The organism is Grimontia sedimenti (assembly GCF_011045095.1).
Classification (GTDB): domain Bacteria; phylum Pseudomonadota; class Gammaproteobacteria; order Enterobacterales; family Vibrionaceae; genus Enterovibrio; species Enterovibrio sedimenti.
This window is the reverse complement of the sequence record NZ_JAALDL010000012.1, coordinates 76,310-102,856: the sequence shown is the minus strand read 5'-3', so window position 1 is coordinate 102,856 and position 26,547 is coordinate 76,310. Positions and strand designations below refer to the sequence as shown.

Annotated in this window: 20 protein-coding genes and 2 pseudogenes; 9 read left to right on the top strand and 13 right to left on the bottom strand. The window is 50.4% G+C overall.

Annotation, left to right across the window (positions count from 1 at the left end; translation table 11 throughout):
* Positions 1 to 5 precede the first annotated feature (5 nt).
* Positions 6 to 838 (top strand): annotated as a pseudogene (locus G5S52_RS15885) (symmetrical bis(5'-nucleosyl)-tetraphosphatase).
* 4 nt (positions 839 to 842) lie between these two features.
* Here G5S52_RS15885 and folA read toward each other — a convergent pair.
* From folA to rplU, 4 genes are all read right to left on the bottom strand, one after another.
* Positions 843 to 1,325: a type 3 dihydrofolate reductase gene (folA, locus tag G5S52_RS15880; RefSeq protein WP_165015733.1), complete on the bottom strand. Its 483-nt coding sequence runs from the start codon at positions 1,323 to 1,325 to the stop codon at positions 843 to 845.
* 120 nt (positions 1,326 to 1,445) lie between these two features.
* Positions 1,446 to 2,624: an Obg family GTPase CgtA gene (gene cgtA / locus G5S52_RS15875; protein ID WP_165015730.1), complete on the bottom strand. Its 1,179-nt coding sequence runs from the start codon at positions 2,622 to 2,624 to the stop codon at positions 1,446 to 1,448.
* Between the two features lie 383 nt (positions 2,625 to 3,007).
* The gene (rpmA, locus tag G5S52_RS15870; protein WP_002536479.1) at positions 3,008 to 3,265 is read right to left on the bottom strand and encodes a 50S ribosomal protein L27; all 258 of its coding nucleotides are present in this window, start codon (positions 3,263 to 3,265) and stop codon (positions 3,008 to 3,010) included.
* Between the two features lie 17 nt (positions 3,266 to 3,282).
* Positions 3,283 to 3,594 (bottom strand): 50S ribosomal protein L21, encoded by a 312-nt coding sequence (rplU, locus tag G5S52_RS15865; protein WP_002536481.1) that lies wholly within the window; start codon positions 3,592 to 3,594, stop codon positions 3,283 to 3,285.
* A gap of 269 nt (positions 3,595 to 3,863) precedes the next feature.
* On the opposite strand from rplU, the gene ispB reads away from it, so the two are divergent.
* Entirely contained in the window at positions 3,864 to 4,835 is a 972-nt protein-coding gene (ispB, locus tag G5S52_RS15860; RefSeq protein ID WP_165015891.1) for an octaprenyl diphosphate synthase, read from the top strand.
* Positions 4,836 to 4,919: 84 nt separating this feature from the next.
* Here the strand turns inward: ispB and mdh are convergent, their stop codons facing one another.
* The gene (mdh, locus tag G5S52_RS15855; RefSeq protein ID WP_062666541.1) at positions 4,920 to 5,855 is read right to left on the bottom strand and encodes a malate dehydrogenase; all 936 of its coding nucleotides are present in this window, start codon (positions 5,853 to 5,855) and stop codon (positions 4,920 to 4,922) included.
* Between the two features lie 308 nt (positions 5,856 to 6,163).
* Between mdh and argR the strand changes: the two genes are divergently transcribed.
* The 3 genes from argR (at position 6,164) to G5S52_RS15840 (ending at position 10,096) form a co-directional block, all read left to right on the top strand.
* The gene (gene argR / locus G5S52_RS15850; RefSeq protein ID WP_046303052.1) at positions 6,164 to 6,634 is read left to right on the top strand and encodes a transcriptional regulator ArgR; all 471 of its coding nucleotides are present in this window, start codon (positions 6,164 to 6,166) and stop codon (positions 6,632 to 6,634) included.
* Between the two features lie 402 nt (positions 6,635 to 7,036).
* On the top strand, positions 7,037 to 9,607 hold the full coding sequence (locus tag G5S52_RS15845; protein WP_165015727.1) for a TRAP transporter permease: 2,571 nt from the start codon (positions 7,037 to 7,039) through the stop codon (positions 9,605 to 9,607).
* A gap of 51 nt (positions 9,608 to 9,658) precedes the next feature.
* Entirely contained in the window at positions 9,659 to 10,096 is a 438-nt protein-coding gene (locus tag G5S52_RS15840; protein ID WP_165015724.1) for a universal stress protein, read from the top strand.
* A gap of 64 nt (positions 10,097 to 10,160) precedes the next feature.
* Here the strand turns inward: G5S52_RS15840 and G5S52_RS15835 are convergent, their stop codons facing one another.
* Positions 10,161 to 10,793 carry a flavin prenyltransferase UbiX gene (locus G5S52_RS15835; protein ID WP_046303055.1) on the bottom strand — a complete coding sequence of 211 codons (633 nt, stop codon included), beginning with the start codon at positions 10,791 to 10,793 and terminating at the stop codon, positions 10,161 to 10,163.
* A gap of 7 nt (positions 10,794 to 10,800) precedes the next feature.
* Positions 10,801 to 12,156: a UDP-N-acetylmuramate:L-alanyl-gamma-D-glutamyl-meso-diaminopimelate ligase gene (gene mpl / locus G5S52_RS15830; RefSeq protein ID WP_165015720.1), complete on the bottom strand. Its 1,356-nt coding sequence runs from the start codon at positions 12,154 to 12,156 to the stop codon at positions 10,801 to 10,803.
* A gap of 303 nt (positions 12,157 to 12,459) precedes the next feature.
* On the opposite strand from mpl, the gene fbp reads away from it, so the two are divergent.
* Positions 12,460 to 13,476: a class 1 fructose-bisphosphatase gene (gene fbp, locus G5S52_RS15825; protein WP_165015718.1), complete on the top strand. Its 1,017-nt coding sequence runs from the start codon at positions 12,460 to 12,462 to the stop codon at positions 13,474 to 13,476.
* A gap of 334 nt (positions 13,477 to 13,810) precedes the next feature.
* Here fbp and tamB read toward each other — a convergent pair whose 3' ends face one another.
* Positions 13,811 to 17,533 (bottom strand): autotransporter assembly complex protein TamB, encoded by a 3,723-nt coding sequence (gene tamB / locus G5S52_RS15820; protein WP_205743935.1) that lies wholly within the window; start codon positions 17,531 to 17,533, stop codon positions 13,811 to 13,813.
* Positions 17,530 to 19,254, bottom strand: coding sequence for an autotransporter assembly complex protein TamA (gene tamA, locus G5S52_RS15815; RefSeq protein ID WP_165015715.1), 1,725 nt, complete (start codon positions 19,252 to 19,254; stop codon positions 17,530 to 17,532). Before tamA ends, tamB begins: the two co-directional genes overlap by 4 nt.
* A gap of 303 nt (positions 19,255 to 19,557) precedes the next feature.
* Here tamA and msrA point away from each other — a divergent pair, with 303 nt between their 5' ends.
* Positions 19,558 to 20,193 carry a peptide-methionine (S)-S-oxide reductase MsrA gene (msrA, locus tag G5S52_RS15810; RefSeq protein WP_368737479.1) on the top strand — a complete coding sequence of 212 codons (636 nt, stop codon included), beginning with the start codon at positions 19,558 to 19,560 and terminating at the stop codon, positions 20,191 to 20,193.
* A 60-nt stretch (positions 20,194 to 20,253) separates the two neighbouring features.
* Here msrA and G5S52_RS15805 read toward each other — a convergent pair whose 3' ends face one another.
* Positions 20,254 to 20,460 (bottom strand): DUF1107 domain-containing protein, encoded by a 207-nt coding sequence (locus tag G5S52_RS15805; protein ID WP_002536503.1) that lies wholly within the window; start codon positions 20,458 to 20,460, stop codon positions 20,254 to 20,256.
* 383 nt (positions 20,461 to 20,843) lie between these two features.
* On the opposite strand from G5S52_RS15805, the gene G5S52_RS15800 reads away from it, so the two are divergent.
* Both G5S52_RS15800 and G5S52_RS15795 read left to right on the top strand, forming a co-directional pair.
* Positions 20,844 to 21,398: a YtfJ family protein gene (locus G5S52_RS15800; RefSeq protein WP_165015709.1), complete on the top strand. Its 555-nt coding sequence runs from the start codon at positions 20,844 to 20,846 to the stop codon at positions 21,396 to 21,398.
* 293 nt (positions 21,399 to 21,691) lie between these two features.
* Complete coding sequence (locus G5S52_RS15795; protein WP_165015706.1) at positions 21,692 to 22,609, top strand: TIGR03899 family protein; 918 nt, start codon at positions 21,692 to 21,694, stop codon at positions 22,607 to 22,609.
* Positions 22,610 to 22,704: 95 nt separating this feature from the next.
* Here the strand turns inward: G5S52_RS15795 and cysC are convergent, their stop codons facing one another.
* The 3 genes and pseudogenes from cysC to cysN all read right to left on the bottom strand — a co-directional run bounded on the left by cysC (position 22,705) and on the right by cysN (position 26,542).
* Positions 22,705 to 23,325, bottom strand: a complete 621-nt coding sequence (cysC, locus tag G5S52_RS15790) for an adenylyl-sulfate kinase (protein WP_165015703.1) — start codon at positions 23,323 to 23,325, stop codon at positions 22,705 to 22,707.
* A gap of 51 nt (positions 23,326 to 23,376) precedes the next feature.
* Positions 23,377 to 25,103: pseudogene (locus tag G5S52_RS15785) on the bottom strand (SLC13 family permease).
* A gap of 5 nt (positions 25,104 to 25,108) precedes the next feature.
* Complete coding sequence (gene cysN / locus G5S52_RS15780; RefSeq protein ID WP_165015700.1) at positions 25,109 to 26,542, bottom strand: sulfate adenylyltransferase subunit CysN; 1,434 nt, start codon at positions 26,540 to 26,542, stop codon at positions 25,109 to 25,111.
* Positions 26,543 to 26,547 lie beyond the last annotated feature (5 nt).

The following is a 26,547-nucleotide window of genomic DNA, read 5'->3' as shown; positions in this document are numbered from 1 at the left end:
CATCTGTGGCTACTTACCTTGTCGGCGACATTCAGGGCTGTTTTGACGATCTTAACGCGCTGTTGAAAGAAGCTAGCTTCGATCCATCCAGCGATCACCTATACATAGCTGGAGATCTAGTAGCCCGGGGCCCGACTCCCTTGCAGTACTGAGGTTTGTTAAATCCCTAGGGAAGCATGGCCATACGGTTCTTGGGAATCATGACCTCCACCTGTTAGCGGTATCAGAAGGGATCATGAAACCGAAAGGTAAAGACAAAACCCTACCGATACTGGAAGCTGACGATCGCGATGAATTGCTCAATTGGCTTCGCCAGCAGCCCCTGCTGATCCATGTTGATCAGGCCAATGGAGAGAGTCCCGGATTTGTGATGACCCATGCTGGTATCCCTCCTGTCTGGGATATTGAAACGGCTAAGACAAATGCCCTGGAGGTGGAAAGCGTCCTGAAAAGTGATCGCTATGTTTGGCTATTAGAAAACATGTATGCCAACGAGCCTGCGCTTTGGTCACCAAACTTAAAAGGTATTGAAAAGTATCGCTATGCCATCAATGCCATGACACGCATGCGTTTTTGTGAGCCGGATGGCAGCTTGGATATGGCCTGCAAACTCCCTCCTGAGAAAGTGAAAGGTGGAAGACTCATGCCTTGGTTTCAGATGCCAAATCGTCGCACGATTGACGAAACGCTGGTTTTTGGCCATTGGGCAGCATTGGGCGGCGTATTAACTGACAATCTGTTAGGGCTAGATACCGGCTGTGTGTGGGGGGGGTCGCTCACCATGGTGAGATGGGAAGACAGGCAAAGGTTTTCGCGCCCTTGCCCGATTCATGCCTGATAGCTTACGCCCGCTCTAAAACCACAAACTCCATGTTGTAGCGGTTCTTTTCATCAGCCTGATAGAATTCGCGGTGTGTTTCTGACCACCCCTCCCCCCAATCAGGGAAACAGGTATCACCGTCTATTTCTGCATCAATAAAGGTCAGGCACAGCTTATCTGCCCAGGGCATGCTCGCCTCATAAATGGTACCACCGCCAATAATCACCGCTTCTTCAACATCGCCTGCTAGCGCAATCGCTGCATCAATGCTGGTAGTACTCTCCACGCCTTCTGCTGACCAGTTTTCATCTCGACTGATCACGACATTACGTCGACCCGGCAGCGGGCGGCCAATGGACTCATAAGTTTTCCGACCCATGATGACTGGCTTGCCTAATGTGTTTTGTTTGAACCAAGCAAAATCTGCAGGCAGATGCCAAGGCATGGCGTTGTCTTTCCCTATCACACGTCCCTTTGCCATTGCGGCAATCATACTGATCTTCATCTGCTATTGATCCTTTATTTTCAAACGGCTGCGTTATGCTACATCACAGGTTTTCCCTACGGAACTGATTTGGGCGAAAAAAAACCGCCTTTATCCAGGCGGTTTTCTATGTATTCCAGATTATGGACGGTAGATGATCTCTACGTCGTAATCGTCTTCGTTCCAATCATCCCAGTCATCATCGTCGTCATCATCAGACTTAGACTGCTTCTTGATTTCCTGCTCGTGGTAGTCGTCCCACTTGAATTCAACTTTAGCTTCTTCAGCCGCCTCTTTCGGCTCAATGGTCGTTGGCAGCGATTCGATGAATTCCATCAGATCGTAAGTGAGCTGCTGAGTATTGCCTTTGTTGATAGCAGAAATCGCGTAGTAAGGCTCATCCCAACCTAATGCATCCAGAATGCGTTCGATTTCCGCTTCCGCATCCTCTTCACTCATCAGGTCAATCTTGTTAAACAAGATCCAACGTGGCTTATCAGCCAGTTTCTCGCTGTAGCGTTGAAGCTCTTCGATGATGGTGAAAGCATTGTCGACAGGATCAGAACCATCAACAGGCATCAGGTCGATCATATGCAGCAGCACACGACAACGCTCAAGGTGTTTCAGGAATCGAATACCGAGGCCAGCACCTTCCGCAGCGCCTTCAATCAGACCCGGGATGTCGGCAACAACAAAGCTCTTGTTGTCAGCAACACGCACTACGCCAAGACTTGGCACCAGCGTAGTAAACGGATAGTCGGCCACTTTTGGCTTAGCCGCTGATACCGCACGGATGAAGGTAGACTTACCTGCATTAGGCAAACCCAACATACCCACGTCAGCCAGCAGAAGCAGCTCAAGACGCAGGTGACGCAGCTCACCCTTGGTACCCATCGATTTTTGGCGAGGAGCACGGTTTACAGAGGATTTGAAACGGGTATTCCCCAAGCCGTGCCAACCGCCCTTTGCCACCATGATTTTCATACCATGATGAGTCAGGTCTGCAATGACTTCACCGGTGTCTTCGTCGACAGCACGGGTTCCCACAGGGACATTCAATATCAGATCGTCACCACGCTTACCGGTACAGTTACCACCACGGCCATTTTCACCACGGCCAGCAGCGTGGAAACGCTCAAAGCGGTAGTCAATCAGGGTGTTCAGGTTTTCATCTGCCAGCAGGTAAACGTCGCCACCATCGCCGCCGTCACCGCCGTCAGGACCACCTTTCGGCACGTATTTTTCACGACGGAAACTGACCGTACCGTTACCGCCATCGCCGGCTTCAACGCGGATTACCGCTTCATCTACAAATTTCATTTTTCTTCTCCATGCCCTTCACCACCTTCGCTTGGAAGGTATTACGTGTTCTGGGTTTACATTGGCGATCGAGCAGCACCCTGATGGAGCACTTCTGGCCGATGATCCTTGTCCGCTATGGAAGATCTTAGGATCAAAAGCCGGGTTGCGTTCAGTATTGTCTCGCTATATATGCCGACAGATGCATTAGTGACATCTGTGACATTCACGTGACGCGATTCCCTTCAAGCCGCGAACGATACGCGGCATGCGTAAATTCGCTGCTGAGCCGCCTGAGCTTACATTTATGTTGTATAGCTAAATGCTCTTGGACAAAAGTCACTTAGCTATGCAACAAAAAGCCCCGCCGTAAGGCAGGGCTTCAGAATCAGTATCGAGGACTATTATTCAGCTTCGATGCTAACGAATTTACGGTTCTTAGGACCTTTAACCTCGAACTTCACTTTGCCATCAGACAGAGCGAACAGAGTGTGGTCTTTACCGCAACCTACGTTAGTGCCAGCGTGGAACTTAGTACCACGTTGACGAACGATGATGTTACCTGCCAGAACAGACTCACCACCGAAGCGCTTAACACCAAGACGTTTGCTTTCTGAATCACGGCCGTTACGAGTAGAACCGCCAGCTTTTTTATGTGCCATTTATCTCTTCTCCTAGATTAAGCGCTGATGCCAGTAATTTTGACTTCAGTGAACCACTGACGGTGGCCCATTTGCTTACGAGAATGCTTACGACGACGGAACTTAACGATTTTCACTTTGTCGCCACGACCGTGGGTAACTACTTCAGCAGTTACTTTACCGCCTGCTACGAACGGTGCACCAACGGTGATTTCTTCGCCGTTAGCTACCAGCAGAACAGAATCAAACTCAACAGTTGAGCCAGTTTCGATGTCTAGCTTTTCCAAGCGAATAGTTTGGCCTTCGCTTACACGGTGTTGTTTACCACCACTTTGGAAAACTGCGTACATGGTTTTCTCCGCATTTCCGCACAGCCTTCTGCGTTTAAAAATTGTGCAGTGAGGGGTGCGCATTTAATTCATCAATAGGGCGCGAATTCTACGGTAAGATTCACCTTCTGGCAAGAGGGTAGTGAAAGAAAATTGGCGAAAACCTGTTCACTGTATTTAACCGCTTATTTTGCCAACATTGATACTGTGTCGAGGAAGGAATTTTAGTGTACTATCATCGCAAAAACGAGAGCAGCAAACTGCAATCTTCCCTTGGACCGGACGCATCAATGGATTTTAACACCATCCAAGCACTGACTGCCGATGACATGGCAAAAGTGGACAAAAAAATACTTGCGCAACTGAATTCTGACGTCGCCTTAATTAATCAATTAGGCTTTTATATCGTCAGTGGCGGAGGCAAACGCCTGCGCCCAATGCTTGCTGTTTTGTCAGCCCGCGCGCTGAATTATCACGGTGAAGGACATATCACCGCTGCTGCCTTTATCGAATTTATCCATACCGCTACCCTACTGCACGACGATGTCGTCGATGAATCTGACCTGCGCCGTGGCAAAGCAACAGCCAATGCTATGTTTGGCAATGCAGCCAGCGTGCTGGTTGGCGACTACATCTATACGCGCTCTTTCCAGATGATGACTGAGCTTCGATCTTTGAGGATCCTCGATCTGATGAGTGAAGCTACCAATGTGATCGCAGAAGGCGAAGTTTTACAGTTGATGAACTGTAATGACCCGGATACTACTGAAGAAAGTTACATGCAGGTGATCTACTCAAAAACTGCACGTCTTTTTGAAGCTGCTACCCAGATCGGTGCGATCCTGTCAGATTCATCTGAAGATATTGAAAAAGCGATGCAGGATTACGGCCGCTACCTTGGGACTGCTTTCCAGCTCATCGATGATGTGATGGATTACACCTCACAAGGCGATGAGATGGGTAAAAATACCGGTGACGACCTGGCTGAAGGCAAACCGACTTTGCCGTTACTTCACGCCATGGCGAATGGTAATCCTGAGCAGTCAGCCATGATCCGCGAAGCGATCGAACAAGGCAATGGCTTGGACAAGCTCGATCCTATCCTCGCTTGCATGGAACAATGTGGCTCACTCGAATACACGCGCCAACGCGCTGAGGAAGAAGCGGAGAAGGCCATAGAAGCTATCGCGCCTATTCCAGAGTCAGAATATAAAGAGGCGCTCAAGGCGCTGGCACACATTGCTGTGCACCGTAAAAAGTAGACTTTCTGAAAAAGTTCGACATGCTCTTTCAATAATGACAAAAAAAGCGGCTATTCAGCCGCTTTTTCTCTTTTCAGGGAAAAGTTACTTAACGAACTCTTCGCCCAGTTGGATATCTTTGCGCAGAGTATCCAGCATGCTGTCCAGTGCATTTTGCTCGAAAGCACTCAGTGGGCCATGATCCAGGATCTCTTCCACACCGTTTTTGCCCAGACGTACCGGTTGAGCGAAGAAGCGCGCGTATTTGCCGTCACCTTCCACATAAGCACACTCAACAACGTCTTGCTCGCCTTGAGCTGCGCGAACCAGCGCCAGACCAAAGCGACATGCTGCCTGACCCATAGACAGAGTTGCAGAACCGCCACCCGCTTTTGCTTCAACCACTTCAGTACCCGCGTTTTGGATACGTGGTGTCAGTGCAGCCACTTCTTCTTCAGTAAACTCAACACCTTCAACCTGAGACAGCAGCGGCAGAATAGTCACGCCAGAGTGACCACCGATAACTGGTACGCGAACATCGCTTGGATCTTTGCCTTTCAGCTCTGCTACGAAGGTTTCGGAGCGGATGATATCCAGTGTTGTTACACCGAAAAGACGGTTCTTGTCGTAAACACCTTTTGCTTTCAGCACTTCTGCCGCAATTGCAACGGTGGTGTTTACTGGGTTAGTGATGATACCGATCAGTGCTTTTGGGCACACATCAGCAATTCTTTCACTCAGAGAACGAACGATACCCGCGTTCACGTTGAACAGATCAGAACGATCCATACCTGGTTTACGCGCTACACCAGCTGAGATCAGAACAACATCAGCACCTTCCAGTGCAGGTGTTGGATCTTCACCGCTGTAACCTTTGATCGATACTGGGGTCGGGATGTGGCTAAGGTCCACCGCAACACCTGGAGTTACAGGGGCGATGTCATACAGAGCCAGATCAGAACCCGCAGGCAGACGGTTTTTCAAAAGCAGGGCTAAAGCTTGACCAATGCCACCGGCGGCGCCAATCACAGCAACTTTCATCTCGTTCTCCTTATTTACGATTTTATTATTTCAGACCTTGGATACGAGGTAAGTCAGCATAAGGTGGTTTACTTAAATTCACTGACAACCCCGTATGCATAACGGACCTTTCCGCATGATACGTTCCCGCGGCCGATAACCACAAGCATATCAACCTGAGGATAAGCCGCGCTTCTCATTTTTATCGTCAAAGCCCCTCAAGCCTATTGAAAGGTGATAGGTGCGTCACTTTACCGCTGATTTTATTGCTCGCGACTGAATCACTATGCAAGAATGCGCCATCCTGACACGGGGAAGAAAGAAGAAATATGCGCAATTCAGATAAACAAGATCAATTGGTGAAGGCTTTTAAAGCCATCCTGAAAGAAGAAAAATTCAGCTCCCAGGGCGAAATCGTGGATGCTCTGAAAGCGCAAGGCTTTGAGAACATTAACCAATCTAAAGTCTCTCGCATGCTGACCAAGTTTGGCGCTGTACGTACTCGTAACGCAAAGATGGAAATGGTGTACTGCCTTCCTGTTGAACTTGGCGTACCAACCACCAGCAGCCCGCTGAAAGAATTGGTGATGGATATCGACTACAACGATGCTCTCGTTGTTATCCATACAGGTCCGGGGGCGGCACAACTTATTGCCCGCTTGCTGGACTCTCTGGGTAAAGCAGAAGGTATTCTGGGCGTGGTAGCCGGTGACGACACCATCTTTATCACCCCAACGCGCTCTACCACCACTGCGCGACTGTTTGAAGCCGTTTGCGGACTTTTCGATTATTCCCGCTAATTCAAACTGAGAAACCTTCCAAATAGGCAGGATGATTTTCCAATCACCCTGCCTATTTCTTTATCCAACCACTCACATCCCGAGACATCACTTCATCTCAATATTGAGACTTTCCCACTTTTATCTACCCTCACACCTCAATTCGATGCGAAATACCATGACAAAATATTTCGCTGGTTTTAAATTTTGGAAACGGATTTGTTATCATTCATAACCAAAGAATCCTAAATACACAAAATAAACTGAGTCTTACACAAGACCGTACCAAGCAGTACTCGTCATTAGGTGAAGACAATAAAGGCGTATAAAACACGCTGTGGAGATAGCCCGCTTCGTTGCGGGTTATCCGCATCTGATGTCAGGTTTTTTTACACTTTTACTTGCCGATTAAAGGACAATGGCATGACGAAGACGACCGAGACACCGCAAGAAGCGCAGGACATTGTCGCTCAAGCGGACACCGGAGCCCGCGCTCCGTCAGGTATATCTGGGAAGATCCTCTGGTTCGTTCCCCTGTGCTGGTCTATTTTCCAGCTCTGGTATGCCTCACCATTTACTGTCGCGCTCAATGATACCGAGGCACGATCCATTCACTTGGCGTTTGCTATCTTTCTGGCATTCACCGCTTACCCTGCATTGAAAAACTCTCCACGAGATCGCATTCCTGTCCAAGACTGGATATTTGCCCTCGCAGGAAGTTTTGCAGCCGGGTATCTCTTCCTGTTCTATACCGAACTCGCTTCACGCGCTGGTGCACCAACAACGTTTGATATTGTTGTTGCAGTCACAGGTATGATTTTGTTGCTGGAAGCGACAAGACGCGCCTTAGGCCCACCGCTGATGGTGGTCGCGCTGGTCTTCCTGCTCTATACCTTCGCAGGTCCCCACATGCCCGATGTCATCGCGCACAAAGGGGCAAGCCTGAACAAAGCCATGTCCCACATGTGGCTGACTACCGAAGGTGTATTTGGTGTCGCACTGGGTGTATCAACGTCTTTTGTCTTCCTGTTTGTACTCTTCGGTGCCTTGCTTGATCGTGCGGGTGCAGGTGGCTACTTCATCAAAGTGGCGTTTTCTATGCTTGGCCACATGCGTGGTGGTCCGGCAAAAGCAGCCGTTGTGGCTTCCGGCCTTTCCGGCCTTATCTCCGGTTCATCTATCGCAAACGTGGTTACGACTGGTGTATTCACCATTCCACTGATGAAACGTGTCGGTTTCCCAGGAACAAAAGCCGGTGCGGTAGAGGTTGCTGCATCAACCAATGGTCAGCTGACACCACCTATCATGGGTGCGGCGGCCTTCCTGATGGTGGAATACGTCGGTATTCCTTACATCGAAGTGATTAAGGCGGCGATTTTGCCTGCCATCATTTCTTACATCGCACTTATCTACATCGTTCACCTTGAAGCTTGTAAGGCAGGCATGACAGGCCTTCCACGTCGCCATCAATCAACGTTGGTACAGTCTCTGCTGAGCTTCCTGACCATCGTCATTGGTATCTGCGTGCTGAGCTTTGCGGTTTACTACGGTATTGGCTGGACCAAAGATGTGTTTGGCGCTGCGGCAAGCCCAATCATTGCGGTTGCGATTTTCATTGCCTACATCGCACTGGTTCGCTACTCAGCACAATACAAGAAAGACGCAGTAGAAGACCCTGCAGACACTGACCTTTCAGAGCTGCCGGATCCGGGTCCAACCGCTCGTTCTGGTCTCTACTACCTGCTGCCAATCGTAGTACTGGTTTGGTGTCTGATGGTTGAACGCTTCTCACCAGGTCTGTCTGCATTCTGGGCAACCTTGTTTATGATGTTCATCGTCGTCACTCAACGCCCACTTTTTGCTTTCTTCCATGGCGAATCTAACTTCGGTGAAGAAATCAAAAACGGTTTCATCGACTTGGCAGAGGGCTTTGTTGCCGGTGCACGTAACATGATTGGTATCGGTGTAGCGACTGCTGCTGCAGGCATTGTTGTAGGCGTGGTCACACTGACTGGTATCGGCTTGGTGATGACTGACTTCGTCGAGTTCATCTCTGGCGGTAACATCATGTTGATGCTGCTGTTCACCGCAATCATCAGCCTGATCTTGGGTATGGGTCTGCCAACGACGGCAAACTACATCGTGGTATCGACCCTGATGGCACCAGTTATCGTGACACTGGGTGCGCAGGAAGGCCTTATTATTCCTTTGATCGCCGTTCACCTGTTCGTGTTCTACTTCGGTATTCTGGCAGATGACACCCCACCAGTTGGTCTCGCGGCCTTTGCGGCAGCGGCGATTGCGAAATCTGACCCAATCAAAACCGGTATTCAGGGTTTCACTTACGATATCCGTACTGCAATCCTGCCGTTTATGTTCATCTTCAACACCCAACTGCTGTTGATGGATATTGAAGGCCCTGTGCATCTTCTGCTGACCATAGGCTCCGCAGTGATCGCCATGCTGGTATTCTCGTCCGCCACACAGGGGTGGTGGTTTACCCGAAACAAATGGTGGGAAACGCTGCTGATGTTGCTGATCACCTTCTCATTGTTCCGTCCGGGTTACTGGTGGGATCAAGTGTTTCCGCCAACGAACGATTACCCAGGTTCAGCTATCATTGAAGTGGCAGAAAAACTGCCAAATGGTCAAACGCTTAACCTACAGGTTCGTGGTGAAACCATTGATGGTGACGTCGTTACAAAACACGTACACCTTCCGGTGAACTATGAAGAAGCAGAAGGTCTGGCACGTGTGCTGTCTACCGGTTTGGAACTTCGTGATGAAGAAGGTTCGAAACTGGTCGATATGGTTCAGTGGGGCAGCCCGGCATCTGATGCTGGTATCGATTTCGACTGGGAAATTGTTCAGGTGAGCACGCCTGCTGAGCGCCCAGCGAAAGAGTGGGTATTTGTGCCAACTCTGCTCCTGCTTGCTGCCATGGCGTGGAATCAACGTCGCCGTGCAAGAGCAGAAAAACAACAAACAGCGTAATCAGTCCGGGGCGTAAAGCCCCGGTCACTACCACACAAGAGAGTAGACGATATGTATAAACACATTCTGGTCCCTGTTGATTTGAATGATGAAAGCTTTGCTGACAAAGCCGTTGAGCACGCTGTTTGGATCGCAGGACAAACGGGTGCAACCTTACACCTGTTGACCGCCCTACCGGGTATTCACAACTCTATGGTGCAGTCTTACTTCCCGGAAGACGCTGCCCGCCAAATGAAACAGGACGTGCGTAACAACCTAAAAGCCTTTGCTGAACGCATCGTGCCGGAAGGCATCTCGTATGATTTGTCTGTGGCTGAAGGTAAACCTTACAAGGCCATCGTCAAAACCGCTGATAGCCTTGGTTGCGATTTGATCGTGATGCCTAGCCATAAGCGTTCTAAAGCGAACAAGCTTATCATCGGCTCTGTGGCATCTAAAGTGCTGGAACAGTCAAAAATCAACGTGTTGATCATGAAGCCACAAGGCTGATAGCAACACCAAGATCTAAAAAGGGCGGTAACGATACCGCCCTTTTTCTTTATCTGAATCAGAGTTATTTGTCGCGCTGATCGTAGCCCCATCTTGGTACAAGGACTTGTTCGATTCCGAGATGATCGAGGATACGCGCCACCATAAAGTCCACCAGATCATCGATAGACTTTGGTTGGTGATAAAACCCTGGCGCAGCAGGCATGATGGTCACGCCCATTTGCGACAACTTCAGCATATTCTCTAGGTGCAGAGTAGAAAATGGCGTTTCACGCACCACCAATAGTAGCTGGCCGCGCTCCTTTAGCACCACATCAGCCGCACGTTCAGCCAAATTATCCGACATTCCATGGGCAATCGCCGCCAGCGAGCCCGCCGAACAGGGGCACACGACCATCTTTTTGGGCGCTGCGGAGCCAGATGCGACTGGCGAGAACCAATCTTCCTTACCACAAACAACCAATTTGTCAGTGGGTGCATTGAGGTGCTTCACTAAGGCTTCTTTTGCCGCTTCAGGACCTGATGGCAGTTTCAAACCGTGTTCAGTGGCCAACACCACACGTGCTGCGGATGATACCAAAAGATAAACTTCGTAGTCTGCCGCCAACAAGCACTCTAGCAGGCGAAGTCCATAAGGTGCGCCTGATGCACCGCTCCATGCCAGTGTGATGCGTTTGTCACTCATTGAAGTTGCCATGTTTCCCTTATCGTTGTTCTAACGCAGTTTTCAGTTTGTCGTGAATGCCGCCAAAACCGCCGTTACTCATCACCAGTATAACGTCGTCTGCCTTGGCTTCGCTGACGATGCCCAAAACCAGCGCATCAATCTCATCGAAGGTTTTCGCCGGCGCTTTACAGGCTTCTGCCACGTCTTTCACTGACCACTTGATGTGTTCCGGTTGGAACAGCAATACTTCATCGGCAGCATCCAGTGATGGTGCAATCTCGTCTTTATGTACGCCGAGCTTCATGGTGTTGGATCTCGGCTCCAGCACCGCAAGGATTCGGCGTTCACCCACTTTGGCACGAAGTCCTTCCAAGGTGGTTTTAATTGCGGTTGGGTGGTGGGCGAAATCGTCGTAAACCGTAACGCCATTGAAGTCACCTTTGTGCTCAAGACGACGTTTGGTGTTGATGAAACGGCCTAAAGCTTCACACGCCAAATCCGGTGTCACGCCGACATGACGGGCAGCCGCGATGGTCATCAGTGCATTGCTGACGTTATGGTCGCCAATCAGATCCCACTTCACCGCGCCAACCAACTCGCCTTCGAACCAGACATCAAATTCGCTGCCGTCGGCCACGCGCTTTTCCGCCTTCCATGCACCATCTTCGCCAGCAAACTCCAGCTCGCTCCAGCAACCCATCTCTAACGTCGATTTGATGTTTTCATCATTCGAAGGCGCAATGATACGGCCGAGCCCCGGCACGGTTCTCACCAAATGATGGAATTGACGTTTTATCGCGTTCAGATCGTCGAAGATGTCAGCATGATCGAACTCAAGATTGTTCATGATCAGCGTACGCGGATGGTAATGCACGAACTTAGAACGCTTGTCGAAAAAAGCACTGTCGTATTCATCGGCTTCGACCACGAAGAACATGGTTTCACCGAGACGCGCAGATACGCCAAAGTTACCCGGTACACCACCAATCAAGAAACCCGGCTGATACCCGCAGTCTTCCAAAACCCAAGCCAGCATGCTCGCTGTCGTGGTTTTGCCATGCGTGCCCGCCACCGCCAACACCCAACGATCTTTCAGCAGAAAATCCAGCAGCCACTGTGGGCCAGAGGTGTAATTGAGGTTGTTGTTCAGCACATATTCCACACACGGATTTCCGCGGCTCATGGCATTACCCACCACCACCAGATCTGGCGCAGGATCAAGTTGGGAAGGATCATAACCCTGAATGATCTCAATACCCTGAGATTCCAGCAGTGTGCTCATTGGTGGGTAAACATTGGCGTCACAACCTGTCACTTTATGACCCAGTTGTCTGGCTAGAATGGCTGCACCGCCCATAAAGGTGCCGCAAATCCCTAAAATGTGTATATGCATAAGGTTCCGTCAGCTTAAATCAGTGACTTTGCCCGGTCTGATTCCCTAAGGATCACAGATCCCGACATGTCCAAATTACTTCGATACGAATAAAAAGTTCTACACTATAAACTGTGTAACAAGTTGATTTTTTGTCCGGTTGTGACGTCACGTTTTTGGCAAAAACTTTTGCCTGCCACCCAAGCGATGCACCGGACGCTTCGAATCAACCAGGAAAGCAAAGGCCTTATTGCTCTTCGCTTGCGACTTTGTTTTCCAGCATCTTACCCAAGAATCTAATAACAGACATCAAAAGGATCTGGAATGTCCGATATGCGTACACTTGGCGAGTTCATTGTTGAAAAGCAGCATGAATACCCTAACGCCAGTGGAGAGCTCAGCTCACTCCTCTCTTCTATCCGACTTGCTGCCAAAATCGTCAACCGTGAAATCAACAAAGCGGGACTCGCTGATATCACTGGTGCATTTGGTGGAAAGAACGCCCAGGGCGAAGAACAACAAAAACTGGACGTCTACGCCAACGAGAAATTCAAAGCAGCGATGGCTGCACGGGATCAAGTGTGTGGCGTAGCCAGTGAAGAAGAAGATGATGCCGTTATCTTCGACACCGAACTTGGCCGCAACGCCAAATATGTCATCCTGATGGACCCACTCGATGGTTCTTCCAATATCGACGTGAACGTCTCAGTAGGAACCATCTTCTCCATCTACCGCCGCGTTTCTCCTATTGGTCAACCGGCTACGATGGAGGATTTCCTTCAGCCGGGTAGCCAACAAGTCGCGGCAGGCTACATCATCTATGGCTCCTCAACCATGCTGGTTTACACCACTGGTAATGGCGTGCATGGCTTTACCTATGACCCATCCATCGGTGCGTTCTGTCTTTCCCACGAGAACATGACGATTCCAGAGGATGGCAAAATCTACTCCATCAACGAAGGGAACTACATCCGCTTCCCTCTCGGGGTGAAGAAGTACATAAAGTACTGTCAGGAGAATGTGCCGGAAGACGGACGCCCATACACGTCGCGCTACATCGGCTCACTGGTGTCAGACTTCCACCGTAACATGCTCAAGGGTGGTTTGTATCTTTACCCAAGCACTGCTGCATATCGCAGCGGTAAGCTTCGCCTGCTTTATGAATGCAACCCAATGGCCTTCATCATCGAACAGGCGGGCGGTAAGGCGTCTGATGGCGCACAGCGCATCATGGACATCAAACCCACTGAGCTTCACCAGCGCGTGCCGTTTTTTGTTGGCTCCACCCATATGGTGGAAAAGGTCGAAGAGTTCCTCGAAACATACCCTGACGAAGAATAAGCGTCTAAAACGTCAAAGCCCGGCAATATTGCCGGGCTTTGTTCATCCTAGGGGCTGTTGAACTTTGGTGATGATTTTTGCAGCAGTTTATGGGGATTTTATGCAAGGCAGAGGCTTCGATGTGTAGCTAGCCTACATGAGAAGCCGATAACGCAGCAGAAATTCCCCACAAACGCTGCCCAAAGGGTTCTGCCCTAAGCATTTTATGCTTTGTTGAGGTGTATTTGCTTAGAATGACTAGGCGGCACACACCTCGCCGCGCCTAAAACGCTTAGGGCTAGAACAAAATTTAACCACCAAAGGTCAACAGCCCCTATGGTCTGTTGAACTTTGGTTACTTGATACTGAACTGGTAAAGCAGGTCGACCGCATTGTCCGCGCCGGAAACTGCCTCAACATACAGATCAGACAACAGGCGGTAACGTACGGTGAATTCCGGCAAACTGGTAAAAATCCCCACACCATATTTCACTTGAAGCCCCGGCAGAATATAACCAGACACTTCGACCTTCTCGTCATTACCGCTACCTGAGGTGTCCACGGTTAAATCCTGCACACCGAAGGCTTCGCCAATCTGCCCCACCAGCTTACCGCTCTGGGAAAGGCCAAGGCCAATGAGCATCGACGTCATCGCATTGCCGTCTGATTCACTGTCCAGATTCCGACCGCGTGTGAGGTAAGACAGAGCATTTGCCTGCGGCATGGCAGGGTCTGAGAACACCTGTACTTCCGGTGCATCAGCTGGTCCTGTCACACGGATACCTGCTTCGACGCCATCTTCAATGGCGTCTGGATTGCGGATCGCTTCCACTTGCAGATACGGCTGCTCAGGCGGACCATTAAACAGGATCTGACCTTTTTTGATTTGCAGATCCTGACCAAATGAACGGTATGTCCCTTCTTCCAGATTGATCTCGCCGTTAATGTTTGGTCCTTTTCTATTGCTGGCCACATCCAGTTTACCTACCAGATTGGTTTTCAGACCAAAGGCTTCAAGGCGAACGTCATCACCAATATTGACCGCAATGTTGGCATTCACCGTGATCGGGTTGCTTGCTTCCTCAGAAACAGGCTGAAGATCGTCGTTCAGGATCACCACATCACTCGAAACCTGCACCGCCGATGCTGGCAGGTTTTCCACCACAATACGCCCCCAAGGCACCGAGACATTGCCATTCACATTCACGGACTTCGGCGACGCATTCAACGTCATGTCTGGGCTGACTTCCAGTGCAACCATGGGGGGCACAACGACTTTCAGGCGTTGTCCTTTCACATTCAGCGATGCCAGCCAGGCATTAAGATCTTTCCAGTCCGCCTGACCGGTAAGTACCAGATCGCCATCCGGCGTTTTGATATCACCATTGATGCGACCATTGGTGCCATTTAACAACGCCGTTATCTGACCTTCCCTCACCTCCACAGGCGCAGCAAGGCTCTGGAGTCGAAGGCCGCTTAGCTCAATACTGCCGTTGGCGGTTGGCGCATCCAAGTCGCCATTGAGGATAACCTTACCATTCAGCATTCCCGCCAGTGTGGTGTCTTCACCCAAAGCCGGAGCAAGAATGTCGAGGTCGATATTATCAATGCCGAAGGTGCTCTTGAGGGTGCGTTTCTTGCTCTCCAAATCCCCCATTACCGCGTTGAGCGACACTTTACCGTTGTCAGTCAATGCCAGCAGCACATCTGCGTTCAGGGTGTTATTAGCCAGCGTCGCATCAATGTTCACAGCATCCCAACCAATGGTCAGTGGCGCATCCAACTGTTCCGTCACCTTCCCTTTTGACAAATCTACCGATGCTTTCAGGTTTGGCAGTGTATTTGGCTTCCACGCGACATTGGCGTTGGCATTGACCAGTCCTTCAATCGTGGTCGTCACAGGCAGGAAGGACTGCACAATATCTAAGTTGAAATCGACGATAGAAAGTTGGGCTTCGCCGCTGTCCGCCACTTTGGCAGGCTTGTCCAGACACACTTTGCTTTGATTTTGCATCCAGCAAAACGCGCCAATATCGACAGCACCCGATGTAAAATCCACATCCAGAGGAATATCATTCGCGAGCTTCCAAGGCCCAACAGGCGTTGTGAGCGAAGAAGAATACAAGCTTCCCTTCCAGCCTTTTTCCCTGTCCAAACTGCCGCGAACCGAGAGGTTTGCCCCCACAGGCTTTCCATCAACCTTAAGGCTCACGGTCTGATCTTTTTCATCCCCTGACGCGCGAAGGGCCAGACTTTTGACCTCAACACCCTCTGCTTTTACGCCATTCACATCGACAATCAGACCACCACCAATGATAGGAAGAGGCGTCACAGAGCCGCGGATACTGACACCCTGCACGGTGACCAGCTCTTCCCAACGCAACGCTTTGGCATTGATTTGCAGCGCCGCCTCAGGCTTTTCCAGCGTACCTGAAAGACCGATATTGCCTTGAATACTGCCGCCAGCCTGCGGCACCGAAGCGGAAAGCTTGGGAAGATTGAGATTGAGTTTCAGCGCCAGCGCTTTATCCACCTTGCCAGACACATCAATCTGGTTTGGACCATGACGAAGGGAAAGCCCATTGGTTTCTACCAGCAAATCGCCTTTGCCTTTCACATCAGAAGCATTTAACTGGCCGCTTAAATCCAACGCCTGATCGCGGATGATCCCCTCTATATCAAGCTCTGGCAGGCGTACTAACCAGCCGCCTTGCTCCGTCAGTTCACCGCTGTTTTGCACCTCACCAGAGAGCTTTCCTTCTGCTTCCGGCCACTGTAGCCCAGGCTGAATATCAGAAAATGCCAGTCGGGTTTGCCATTTCACCTGCTTTGACCAATCGACACTCGCCCAACCATCAATGCCACCACCAAGGGTTTTCAATGAGATATCACCCAGCATCACTTTGCCGAGATCCCCCGTTAGCTTGGTCGACAAGTCGATATTCGGAATCGCTTCACCCGAGGCTTTGGTTTTGACCGATGCACTGTATTTTTTCAAGCTACCGCTGGCGTTAATCGCCGTGGAAGCCAATGTGTATTCGGCTTTACTGTCAATCGGCCACTGCAGGTTCTTACTGGTCAGCAGCACGTTAAATGGGAGGTTAGGGTCAAGCACATCCAACTTGCCGGAAAGCACGGCTTGCAGCACGCCTTTCAGATTCGCATTGAGCGCCAAATCGCGAAGGTCACCCTTTGCATCCAGCGTCAGTGAGTGTCCCTGCAACGGCTCCATCCGAACATTGGCCTTGGCAGCAAGGTTCAGCGGATAGTTATCTTGCAGCGTGATATCGCCATTGAGCGTCACTTTACCCTGCTCAGCATCAAGACGGACTTCATCCAAAGCAATGTCATAACCGCCCGCTTTGCCTTTGACAAAGAACTCGTGAATCACTTGTTTTTGTGGCAACAGGAGTTCTGCATCTTTCAGTGCAAAACCTTCAATCACTACGTTGAGCGGGATATTCACCGTGGGCAGTTCAATCGGTACGTCACTGCTTGGAGACGAAGCAGGGTCAGACGGCTTTTCTTCACTCTGGGCAAGCTCGACCTTGATGCCTTTCCATTCGGTAGGCTTTAACGTCAGCGTGTTGCCCTGCATCTGGGCGGCGGTGGTCAGGCTTTCCCAATGCACCTTGGTGCCGAGAATATCGAGAGAGATATCCGAGAATGTGACGCCGTTGAGAAAGAGTGGGATTGGCGTTTTAATTTCCGTCAGGGGCTCTGAAGGCGGTGATTCCGGTGATGGCTCAGTTTCCCCAACCACCACCTCAATGCCGTCACCCGTCAGTGACTCCACGCACAGCGCAGGGCCACTCAGACAACGGCTGTTGATATCAAGGGAAAGAGATTTACCCGACAGCGAGAAGCCTTCCATGTTGAATGCCACGCCTTCCAGCGCAAAGCCATTCAACAGTGCACCACTGCTTTTTTCTATGGTTAACTCAGGCAGGGCTTTTTGAGCGCCCCAGACCGCGAGTTTCACACCCGCAGGCGTCAGTAATACCGCAAAGACACCGGCGACGACCAAAACCAACAACAATACGATGGCGATAACAAATCGCTTTATCCAACGCATCATAGTTCTGGTCCAAGGCTAAAGTGGATCATGAAATCATCGTCTTTATTTTCAAAGCCATGGGCAATATCAAATCGGATAGGACCTACCGGCGACTCCCACCTGACACCAACGCCTGCTGAGGTTTTCCATTCCGGGTCGCTGCTCGTCCAGGCATCACCGCCGTCGACAAACAGTGCGCCCCACCAGTTGCCCGTTACGCGGTAGTTATACTCCAGCGTGCCCGTCGTCATGTAAGCACCACCTTCGAGTTTGCCTTCATCGTCACGCGGTGAAATCGACTCATAGCTATAACCACGAATGCTGTTATCACCACCAGCGAAGAAACGTAGAGATGGCGGCACGCGCTCAAATTCACTGGTAAAAATACCGCCCGCGTTCACGCGAGTCAGGAAACGGTTATCGCTGTTTAGGCTGCGGATCCAGGCCGTCTGCCCCACCACGCGGAAGATACTGATGTCTGACAATAATGCAGGGTCGCCCGCCTCAAAGGTGATCGACTGTTTGTCTCCCCAATACGGCATCGCGCCGCCGCGGCTGCGCACACGGGAAAAGTTAATGCCCGGCAGGATCAGATTTGAAATGTTCGAGACGCTGCCCTGAGTGTAATCAGAGTAGAGCCAGCGGAGATAGAGCGCGCGTTGCCAGCCCGTATCGTACTTCCAGTGACGGGAAATTGAGGAGGTCAGCTCCAAACTTTCGGTGTCGTTGTTGTCGAGATTTTCCAGACCCACCTGAACCTGATAGTACTCACGCTGGACGTCTTCAAGCGGGATCTTATAGGTAGATTCCAGCGTCTGTTTTGGCTGGGAGACATACAAGTCAGTATTCAGACTATGTCCACGGCTGTTAAACCAAGGCTTTTTCCACCCAATTTTGACCCGTGGCCCCACGTCAGTGGAATAGCCAATACCGGTTTCAAATTGGTTGCGCGGTGCAGGCTCTAGGTTGACGGAAATTGGCACCCTGTCATCACGAAGATCATCGAGCCCTGCTTCGACAAGCACAGAAGAAAACCAGCCCGTGTTCGAAAGCGACTGGTTAAACGCCCCTAAATCTGACACCAGATACGGGGCGCCCTCTTTGAAGGTCAGCATACTGTCGAGCCGCTCTTCATTGATCTGGCTGTTATGATAAATCACCGAGCCAAAGTGATAACGCATGCCACTGCTGAAGTGCAGGCGAATAAAGGCTTGATGGCGACCCGGTGCCACTTCCAGACGGGAAAGGGTGTATTCGGCATCGAAGTAACCGCGACGCACTGCAAGGCTTTGAATCGACGATTTCAGGGCATCGTATTGCCCCTGATTAAGCACGTCGCCTACTTTCGGCGCGGTTTTCAGAAGATCGGTAAACGCCTCATCGGTTTTCGCATCACCCGTCAGCTCAATATCCACTTGTGCGATGCGCACAGGTTCGCCGGGCACAATATCTAGTACCACAGTGGCGTCGTCAATGGACTCTTTGTCCTCGACATTATAAGCAATCGTAGGGTTGTAATATCCCAGCGCCTGTAGCGCTTTTGTCACCTCATCAGAGACGCGGGACTGAAAACGGAAAGTCAGTCGGCGTTCGCTAGCAGGGATAGCGTCGAGGTATATGGAAACATTCTGCTCAAGGGCATCGTCCAACCCTTTGATATCGAAGTCCACTTCGGCGATTGCTACCCCAGGAACCCATGTTGTTGCGACGACAACCCAAGGTATTAATCGTTTCTTAATCATCAACCGTATGCTTTTCTCTCACCCTGAGAGCCTGTTTAAAATAAGATTAGTGACAGTATGACCGTCCATGTACTCGGTTGTTCTGTTGCAAATATGCATCAATGCAAGGAAAAATGTCCTCAACGATTCATATGAGGATGCGGCAGAATCATCTTATGCGTGCAGCTTGAGCCGATTCGAGCAGCAATGAAAGAATAAGCTCATTGCGCCGTTCTTGTGTTTTCCTGCCTGTATGGTTCCATGGTGGATACCTGACAGAAAGACAGGCGCAATCCAGACACGACAAGGAGTCGATATATGCTTATCAACCACAAGCAACTCTCCATCACTGCTGATCAGGCGTTGCCAGATCGACTCGACGAAATTATTCCGTCAGAACCGCATGCCGTCAATGGCTCACTGTTGAGTAAAGAGGTACCCGCCGGACAATCGCAAATTCTCCTGGGCATGGGCTGCTTTTGGGGCGCAGAGCGACTGTTCTGGAAACTTGATGGCGTAACATCTACCTCAGTCGGCTACAGCGGCGGCTTCACCGTCAATCCGACCTATAGAGACGTATGCAGTGCGCAGACCGGCCACACCGAAGTGGTGCAAGTGGTGTTCGATCCTGCACGCATTTCGCTGGAGGAAATTCTGACACATTTTTGGCAGAGTCACGATCCAACGCAAGGTATGCGTCAGGGAAATGACAAAGGTACCCAGTACCGTTCGGCTATCTACTATTTCGATGACGATCAGAAAGCGGCAGCAACAGCCAGTCGCGATGCATACCAAGCCGCATTGAATGCGGAAGGCAAAGCTGAAATCACGACAGAGATTGCTCCAGCAGGCCCGTACTACTTTGCTGAAACCTATCACCAGCAGTACTTGGAGAAAAATCCAAACGGCTATTGTGGTATTGGTGGTACCGGAGTTTGTCTGCCACCGTGGGAAAGATAACCCCTGAAAAGCAAAACGCCCGTCATACGACGGGCGTTTTTCTATGTTCGTAAAGTCTTATCAGGCAGCCGCTGCCATCGCTTTGATTTCGTTGTTGACTTCGGTCATCACCGCCAGCGCGCGTTTATCTTTGTTGTGCGGCGGTAACAGCCTGCCTCGGTCAAACTCAAAGGCGCCTACGCCATCGATATATACTCTTCCGCGGAAAAAGCCTTTTACATAGCGGGCAACCTGACGAGGACGGTATTGATGAAATATACGTAACATTGATGAACTCCTTCCATGCCAATGATAAAAGACCTGCATTGCACGCCATTCCGTTCAGGATTGGCTGACATTTGTACGATGCAATCTAAATGCCAAGTGTTCGGGGCAGTGGCCATAACAACTTTGACAACACAATGGACTCAGGTTTCCCCCACCGAACTAAGCGTAGACAAAAATTTTCACATGGCAAATATACGACACAGCGTCTTAAAAAAGATTCAAAGAGATAGCGATCCAATGTCGAAATTTGAGTGGTAAGGCCAGTTATTGATTCGGGCTCACATCCTGTATCGGCTATATTGATTAACGTAGCCTTAAAACTGAACAAATTCAGTGGGCTTACGCATAAAAACTAAATATCAATGAACAGGAAACAATCTCTCATGCGTCGTATTAAAACTCTGGCCTTGGCGACTGCTCTCATCTCCACCTTTGCCTCGGCTCACAACCTCTCAAACGGTCAGGCGCTGCCTTCGGTCTCCGTTGAAAAACATGGCGAACTCACCCTGAATGGCGACAGTGTCAATTATCAGACTTGGAACAGCGCCGATCTCACAGGTAAAGTCCGCATCATTCAGGCGATAGCTGGCCGAAGCAGGTCAAAAGAAATGAATGCTCCTCTGATTGAAGCAATCAAAGCGGCTGATTTTCCTAGAGAACAATACCAAACTACCACCATCATCAACCAAGATGATGCCATCTGGGGAACCGGTGGTTTTGTGAAATCTTCAGCAGAAGACAGCAAAAAAGAATTCAGCTGGTCATCCATTGTGTTGGATAAAAACGGCGCTGTTGCTGGCGCATGGAGACTTCAGGAAGAGAGCTCAGCCATCGTGCTGCTAGATGCCGAAGGCACCGTCCGCTTTGTTAAAGAAGGCGCTCTGAATGAGGCTGAGATCACTCAAGTGATTGATTTAGTGAATAAGCTCATGAAGTGATCTTGCTCACTGCCTGAAATGAAAAAACCCGCTTAAAGCGGGTTTTTTTAATGTTTCGCGGAAATTAGCCGATAAACTGAGAAAGATAGAGCAGCGTGGCAATATAAAACACGACAAGCAGGATATTGACTGAATTCAACTTGAACTTCTTCACAGCAATCATTCCTCCTTTCGCTTCCATGACATGGATAAATGTTAACAAATTTAATTTAATTTTAACATAGTTGATTGCACACGATTTGCGCCAAACCATCGCGAAAACATTACCTTAACGTGTTCAAAGCGGGAACAGCATGGCCGAACCAAACAAACCAGTCGTGATTGACGCCGAGAGTGTCGAAAAAGAGAACCCGAAGCGTGGCGAAAAGTCACAAAGCCAGCAGGAGAACCACATTAAATCCAGTCAGCATCGTCTGGCCGCCATTGCTGCTGCTCACCACATTGATGCAAAGTTGCACGATATTGAACACGACACCCTGACTACCCGAGCTGCTTTCCGCCAGCTTGAGATCAAACAAAAGCAGCAGGAAAACCTCGAGCAAATCATCAAGATCTGTAACGATCTTTGTCGCGATGAAACGGCGAGCTCACCCGATCCGGACTGGCTGTACCGTTTCTTTGAAATGGCAAAAACCATCTATGGCGATGGTATGCAAAACCTGTGGGCACGGATCCTAAAACAGGAAATCATTAAACCCGGCAGCACTTCGCTAAAAGCCCTGTCATTGCTGGAAACCATGACACAGCGCGAAGCACAAGCTCTTCAACGTGCTTGCGCTTTAGCCTGTACCTTCGGCAGCGATGGCAGCAACAAGCTGATTACGGGGTTTAGAAAACCGGAAGATGGCATGAAGCGCTATTTCAAACCGGATATTGCTGAGCGTTTGGCGTTGGGGAATTTCAAATTGCCATTCACGGATCTGATGTTGTTGATGGATTTGGGACTCATATTGAGAACCGAATTGGAATCCGGTCTGCTTGAGCCGCCGGCTTCCTTCCCGCTGATAGGACAAAACAAAACCTTTATGCTGACACCGCTGCGAAAAGGCATCCGGATTTATTACTACCGTTTCAGCCCAACAGGCAATGAGTTGGCAAAACTCGTGGGTCAAAAAGCGCATCCTGAATATCTCGATGCCCTGATGGCGCTGCTTTCCAAAGCATTTGTGGTAGAGAGCGATGTAGGATCCACCGTCAACGAGAAAGCCTGATCTCCCCCCTGTTTTGGGGATGAAGCACTGAAAGGCTAAAAACAAAAACGGCCGGGAAATCCCAGCCGTTTTTCATTTTTCAGCACCTATCAAAGTCAGCCGATAATGCCTGCCTGGCGCAGTGATGCAATACACTGATCCACCAAAGCTTCAACCGAATGCTCGTCAGTATGAAGATGCACTTCCGGTGCTTCTGGCGCTTCGTACGCAGAGCTTATACCAGTGAAGGCTTTGATCTCACCCGCACGGGCTTTTTTGTAGAGGCCTTTCGGGTCGCGTGATTCACACACTTCCAGTGGCGTATCCACAAACACTTCGAAGAACTCACCGTCTGGGAGAAGCTCACGCACTAATTGGCGCTCTTCGCGGAACGGAGAGATAAACGCGGAGAAGACAATCAAACCCGCATCTGTCATCAGTTTCGCAACTTCACCCACACGGCGGATGTTCTCGCGGCGGTCGTGATCGGAAAAGCCCAGATCACGGCAAAGACCGTGACGTACGTTGTCACCATCCAGCAAATAGGTGTGATAGCCCATCTGCGCGAGTTTGCTTTCCAGCGCGCCAGCCACGGTGGACTTGCCAGAGCCTGAAAGGCCGGTAAACCAAAGCAGCGCCGGACGCTGTTTTTTCTGTTCTGCGCGGTATTGTTTGTCGATAACGTGTTTATGCCAAACGACGTTTTCATCCGGATGCGGCGTATCCGCTGCACTCATAACTCAATCCTTTGTTGACCTCATCTCAGGCTCTATTGGCCTTTGAGGTGATTAAAATGGAAAAAACAGAGGGATAAGACCCAACACCAATGCGGAGTACACCAACGACAACGGCAATCCAATCCGCAGGTAATCCGTTAACTGATAATTACCCACACTGTAGACCAGAAGGTTAGTCTGGTAACCATATGGCGAAATAAAGCTCGCACTGGCACCAAACAAGACTGCCATAATAAACGGCATCGGATCTACGCCATATCCGAGAGCGAGGCTATATCCGATCGGAAATGACAGTGCGGCCGCGGCATTGTTGGTCACAAGCTCCGTTAACACCAGCGTTAGCAAATAGGTTGCAATCAGCGCGCCATAAACGCCCCAGCCATTAAACCAGTAGATAAACAGCTCACCCATTTGCTCAGAAAGCCCAGACTCAATCATCAACTGCGCAAGACTTAGCGCACTGCCGACAATCACCACGATCTCAACCGGGAAGCGGCGTTTCAGCTCCACCAGATTCACGACACCTGTCAGCAAAAGCACGGTCAGATAGGCAGCCAAACCATTCAGCAGTGGCATCCACTCCATCAAAGCGGAACCAATTACCGCGGCAAAACCAGCCAGCACCCAAGTGCTCATTTTGCTATCGAGGCGCGCGCTGGAGTCCAAACCATTCACCAGCACGAATTCGCGCTGCATGCGTTGTTGTTCTTTCGCAAACCCTTTACCAGGGACAATCACCAAAGTGTCACCGGCAAGCAGGGTAATATTGCCTAAACCGCCTTCGAGCTTTTCATGACCGCGGCGGATAGCGACGACGACCGCATCAAAGTTTTCACGGAATTTGGCCTCTTTCAGCGTCTTACCCAGAATCGATGCACTGTGGCTCACCACCACTTCAAGAAGATTCTGTCCGTTGATGTGATGCTGACCAAACAGCGCTAAACCTTCGATTTCCTGCAAGGTTGCCACACTTTCCACGTCGCCACAGAACTGAAGCTTGTCCCCTTCGCGCATCACAGTATCCGGGCAAACCGGGGCGATCAGCTCACCATCGCGTACGATTTCCGCCAGATACAAACGGCGAAGCGCACGCAGTCCATTTTCAGACACGGTTTTACCCGCTAATGGCGAGCCCCTTTTGACTTCTGCTTCCAGTACGTATGGCAAATCGTCATCGCTGTCGTCGTCATAGTTAGGAAGGAGATAACAAAATGGAATCAACACCAGAAGACCGCCAGCCAATACGGCAAGACCAATGGTCGAGGGCGCAAAGAAGCTCAAGGCAGGCAAACCCGCGCTTTCAACAAAGCTGTTGATGATGAGGTTTGTCGAGGTGCCTATCAGGGTAAGGGTGCCGCCAAGAATGGCAGCGTAAGAAAGAGGAATCAGCAGTCGTGATGGCGCATGACGGCGGTTACGTTTCACCGCACCAATCAGGGAAACCACGACAGCGGTGTTGTTGGTAAAAGAGCTTAGAAACGCGGTCGAAACACCTAACTTAGCGACGACAGTTCCTAAACGGCCGCAGGCAAGTTGCCCGCTGACCCAACTGACCAAACGTGTTTTTCCAGTGCCGCAGAGGCAAGGATGAGGAGTACCAGCGTTAACAGGGAACTGTTGGTGAAGTTCCCTGCCATCGCTTCCACCGATACCAGTCCGGATTGAAATGCAACGAAAGCTGCGCCTGCGAAAAGTACGGCAGGTTTGATTTTGGTAAACACCAAACCTGCCACAATCGCCAGCAGCAATCCCAATACCAGAGACTGATCCCAGCTCATTGGAATTACCCCAACAGCTTACTGATGTCGCGTGCATTCCAGTGTGGGAAGTGCTTGCGGATCAGCGCGTTGAGTTCAACCTCAAACGCAGAGATGTCAGTACCTGAAGTTTGGGCAACGCTGTCTTCGAGCAGCTCGCTGATCATACCTGCACCCACGGTTACGTTGGTCAGGCGATCAATCAGGATGAAGCCACCGGTGTCGGCGCAATCAGTGTAAACGTCGAGCGGCACAGATTCGGTCAATTCCAACTCACATTCAGCGATACCGTTCAGTGGCAGGCTTTCAGTGTCGAACGTTTCCAGCGAGTTAATGTCCACCTGATGGCGGATTTTGCTCACAGCACCCACGGTTTTCTTGCCCGCGACTTTAACATCGTACTGACGACCCACTTCCAGTGGTTGCTCCGCCATCCAAACGACACGTGCAGCCAGTTTGTTGGTCGCTTGCTGGGTATCAGCAGCCGGCACAATCAAATCACCGCGGCTGATGTCGATTTCATCAGTCAGGGTAATAGTTACGGCCTGACCTGCGTGTGCGTAATCAAGGTCGCCATCAAAAGTCACGATACGCGCAACTGTCGAGGTTTTACCTGATGGCAGCACTTTGATTTCATCACCTGGGCGCACTTCACCACCAGAGATAGTGCCGGAGAAACCACGGAAGTCGAGGTTTGGACGGTTCACGTACTGCACTGGGAAACGGAATGCACCGTTATCTTTCTCCGCAGTCACGTTTACGTCTTCCAGCAAGGTCAGCAGGGTCTCGCCGTCATACCAAGGGGTGCTTGGGCTGCGGTCTACCACGTTGTCGCCTTCCAGCGCTGACAGTGGCACCAGTTTGATGTCGATGTCCGCATTCAGCTTTTCAGCAAACGCCAGGTAATCATCACGGATGCTTTCAAAACGTGCCTGATCGAAATCCACCAGATCCATTTTGTTCACCGCAACCACAAAGTGGCGGATGCCCAGCGAGCTCGCGATAAACGAGTGACGACGGGTTTGATCCAATACGCCTTTACGTGCATCAATCAGGATAACCGCCAGATCACAGGTCGATGCACCGGTCGCCATGTTACGGGTGTACTGCTCATGTCCCGGAGTATCCGCGATGATGAACTTACGTTTTTTGGTCGAGAAGTAGCGATATGCCACGTCTATGGTGATGCCCTGCTCGCGCTCAGCGGCCAGACCATCTACCAACAGCGCCAGATCCGGTTTTTCACCAGTGGTGCCCACTTTCTGGCTGTCTGCATGGATCGCTGCCAGCTGATCTTCATAAATTTGCTTAGAGTCATGCAGCAGGCGGCCGATCAATGTACTTTTGCCGTCATCCACCGAGCCACAAGTCAGAAAACGCAGCAGGGATTTGTTCTGATGTTGGTCCAGATAGGCCTCGATACCCAGCTCGGCCACTTGTTGTTCAATAGCACTATTCATGTTTA

Excerpts from the sequence above, each read along its gene's own strand:
- folA (WP_165015733.1), bottom strand. The coding sequence starts at position 1,325 with ATGAAGATCAGTATGATTGCCGCAATGGCAAAGGGACGTGTGATAGGG.
- cgtA (WP_165015730.1), bottom strand. The coding sequence starts at position 2,624 with ATGAAATTTGTAGATGAAGCGGTAATCCGCGTTGAAGCCGGCGATGGC.
- rpmA (WP_002536479.1), bottom strand. The coding sequence starts at position 3,265 with ATGGCACATAAAAAAGCTGGCGGTTCTACTCGTAACGGCCGTGATTCA.
- rplU (WP_002536481.1), bottom strand. The coding sequence starts at position 3,594 with ATGTACGCAGTTTTCCAAAGTGGTGGTAAACAACACCGTGTAAGCGAA.
- ispB (WP_165015891.1), top strand. The coding sequence starts at position 3,864 with ATGGATTTTAACACCATCCAAGCACTGACTGCCGATGACATGGCAAAA.
- mdh (WP_062666541.1), bottom strand. The coding sequence starts at position 5,855 with ATGAAAGTTGCTGTGATTGGCGCCGCCGGTGGCATTGGTCAAGCTTTA.
- argR (WP_046303052.1), top strand. The coding sequence starts at position 6,164 with ATGCGCAATTCAGATAAACAAGATCAATTGGTGAAGGCTTTTAAAGCC.
- G5S52_RS15845 (WP_165015727.1), top strand. The coding sequence starts at position 7,037 with ATGACGAAGACGACCGAGACACCGCAAGAAGCGCAGGACATTGTCGCT.
- G5S52_RS15840 (WP_165015724.1), top strand. The coding sequence starts at position 9,659 with ATGTATAAACACATTCTGGTCCCTGTTGATTTGAATGATGAAAGCTTT.
- G5S52_RS15835 (WP_046303055.1), bottom strand. The coding sequence starts at position 10,793 with ATGGCAACTTCAATGAGTGACAAACGCATCACACTGGCATGGAGCGGT.
- mpl (WP_165015720.1), bottom strand. The coding sequence starts at position 12,156 with ATGCATATACACATTTTAGGGATTTGCGGCACCTTTATGGGCGGTGCA.
- fbp (WP_165015718.1), top strand. The coding sequence starts at position 12,460 with ATGTCCGATATGCGTACACTTGGCGAGTTCATTGTTGAAAAGCAGCAT.
- tamB (WP_205743935.1), bottom strand. The coding sequence starts at position 17,533 with ATGATGCGTTGGATAAAGCGATTTGTTATCGCCATCGTATTGTTGTTG.
- tamA (WP_165015715.1), bottom strand. The coding sequence starts at position 19,254 with ATGATTAAGAAACGATTAATACCTTGGGTTGTCGTCGCAACAACATGG.
- G5S52_RS15805 (WP_002536503.1), bottom strand. The coding sequence starts at position 20,460 with ATGTTACGTATATTTCATCAATACCGTCCTCGTCAGGTTGCCCGCTAT.
- G5S52_RS15800 (WP_165015709.1), top strand. The coding sequence starts at position 20,844 with ATGCGTCGTATTAAAACTCTGGCCTTGGCGACTGCTCTCATCTCCACC.
- G5S52_RS15795 (WP_165015706.1), top strand. The coding sequence starts at position 21,692 with ATGGCCGAACCAAACAAACCAGTCGTGATTGACGCCGAGAGTGTCGAA.
- cysC (WP_165015703.1), bottom strand. The coding sequence starts at position 23,325 with ATGAGTGCAGCGGATACGCCGCATCCGGATGAAAACGTCGTTTGGCAT.
- cysN (WP_165015700.1), bottom strand. The coding sequence starts at position 26,542 with ATGAATAGTGCTATTGAACAACAAGTGGCCGAGCTGGGTATCGAGGCC.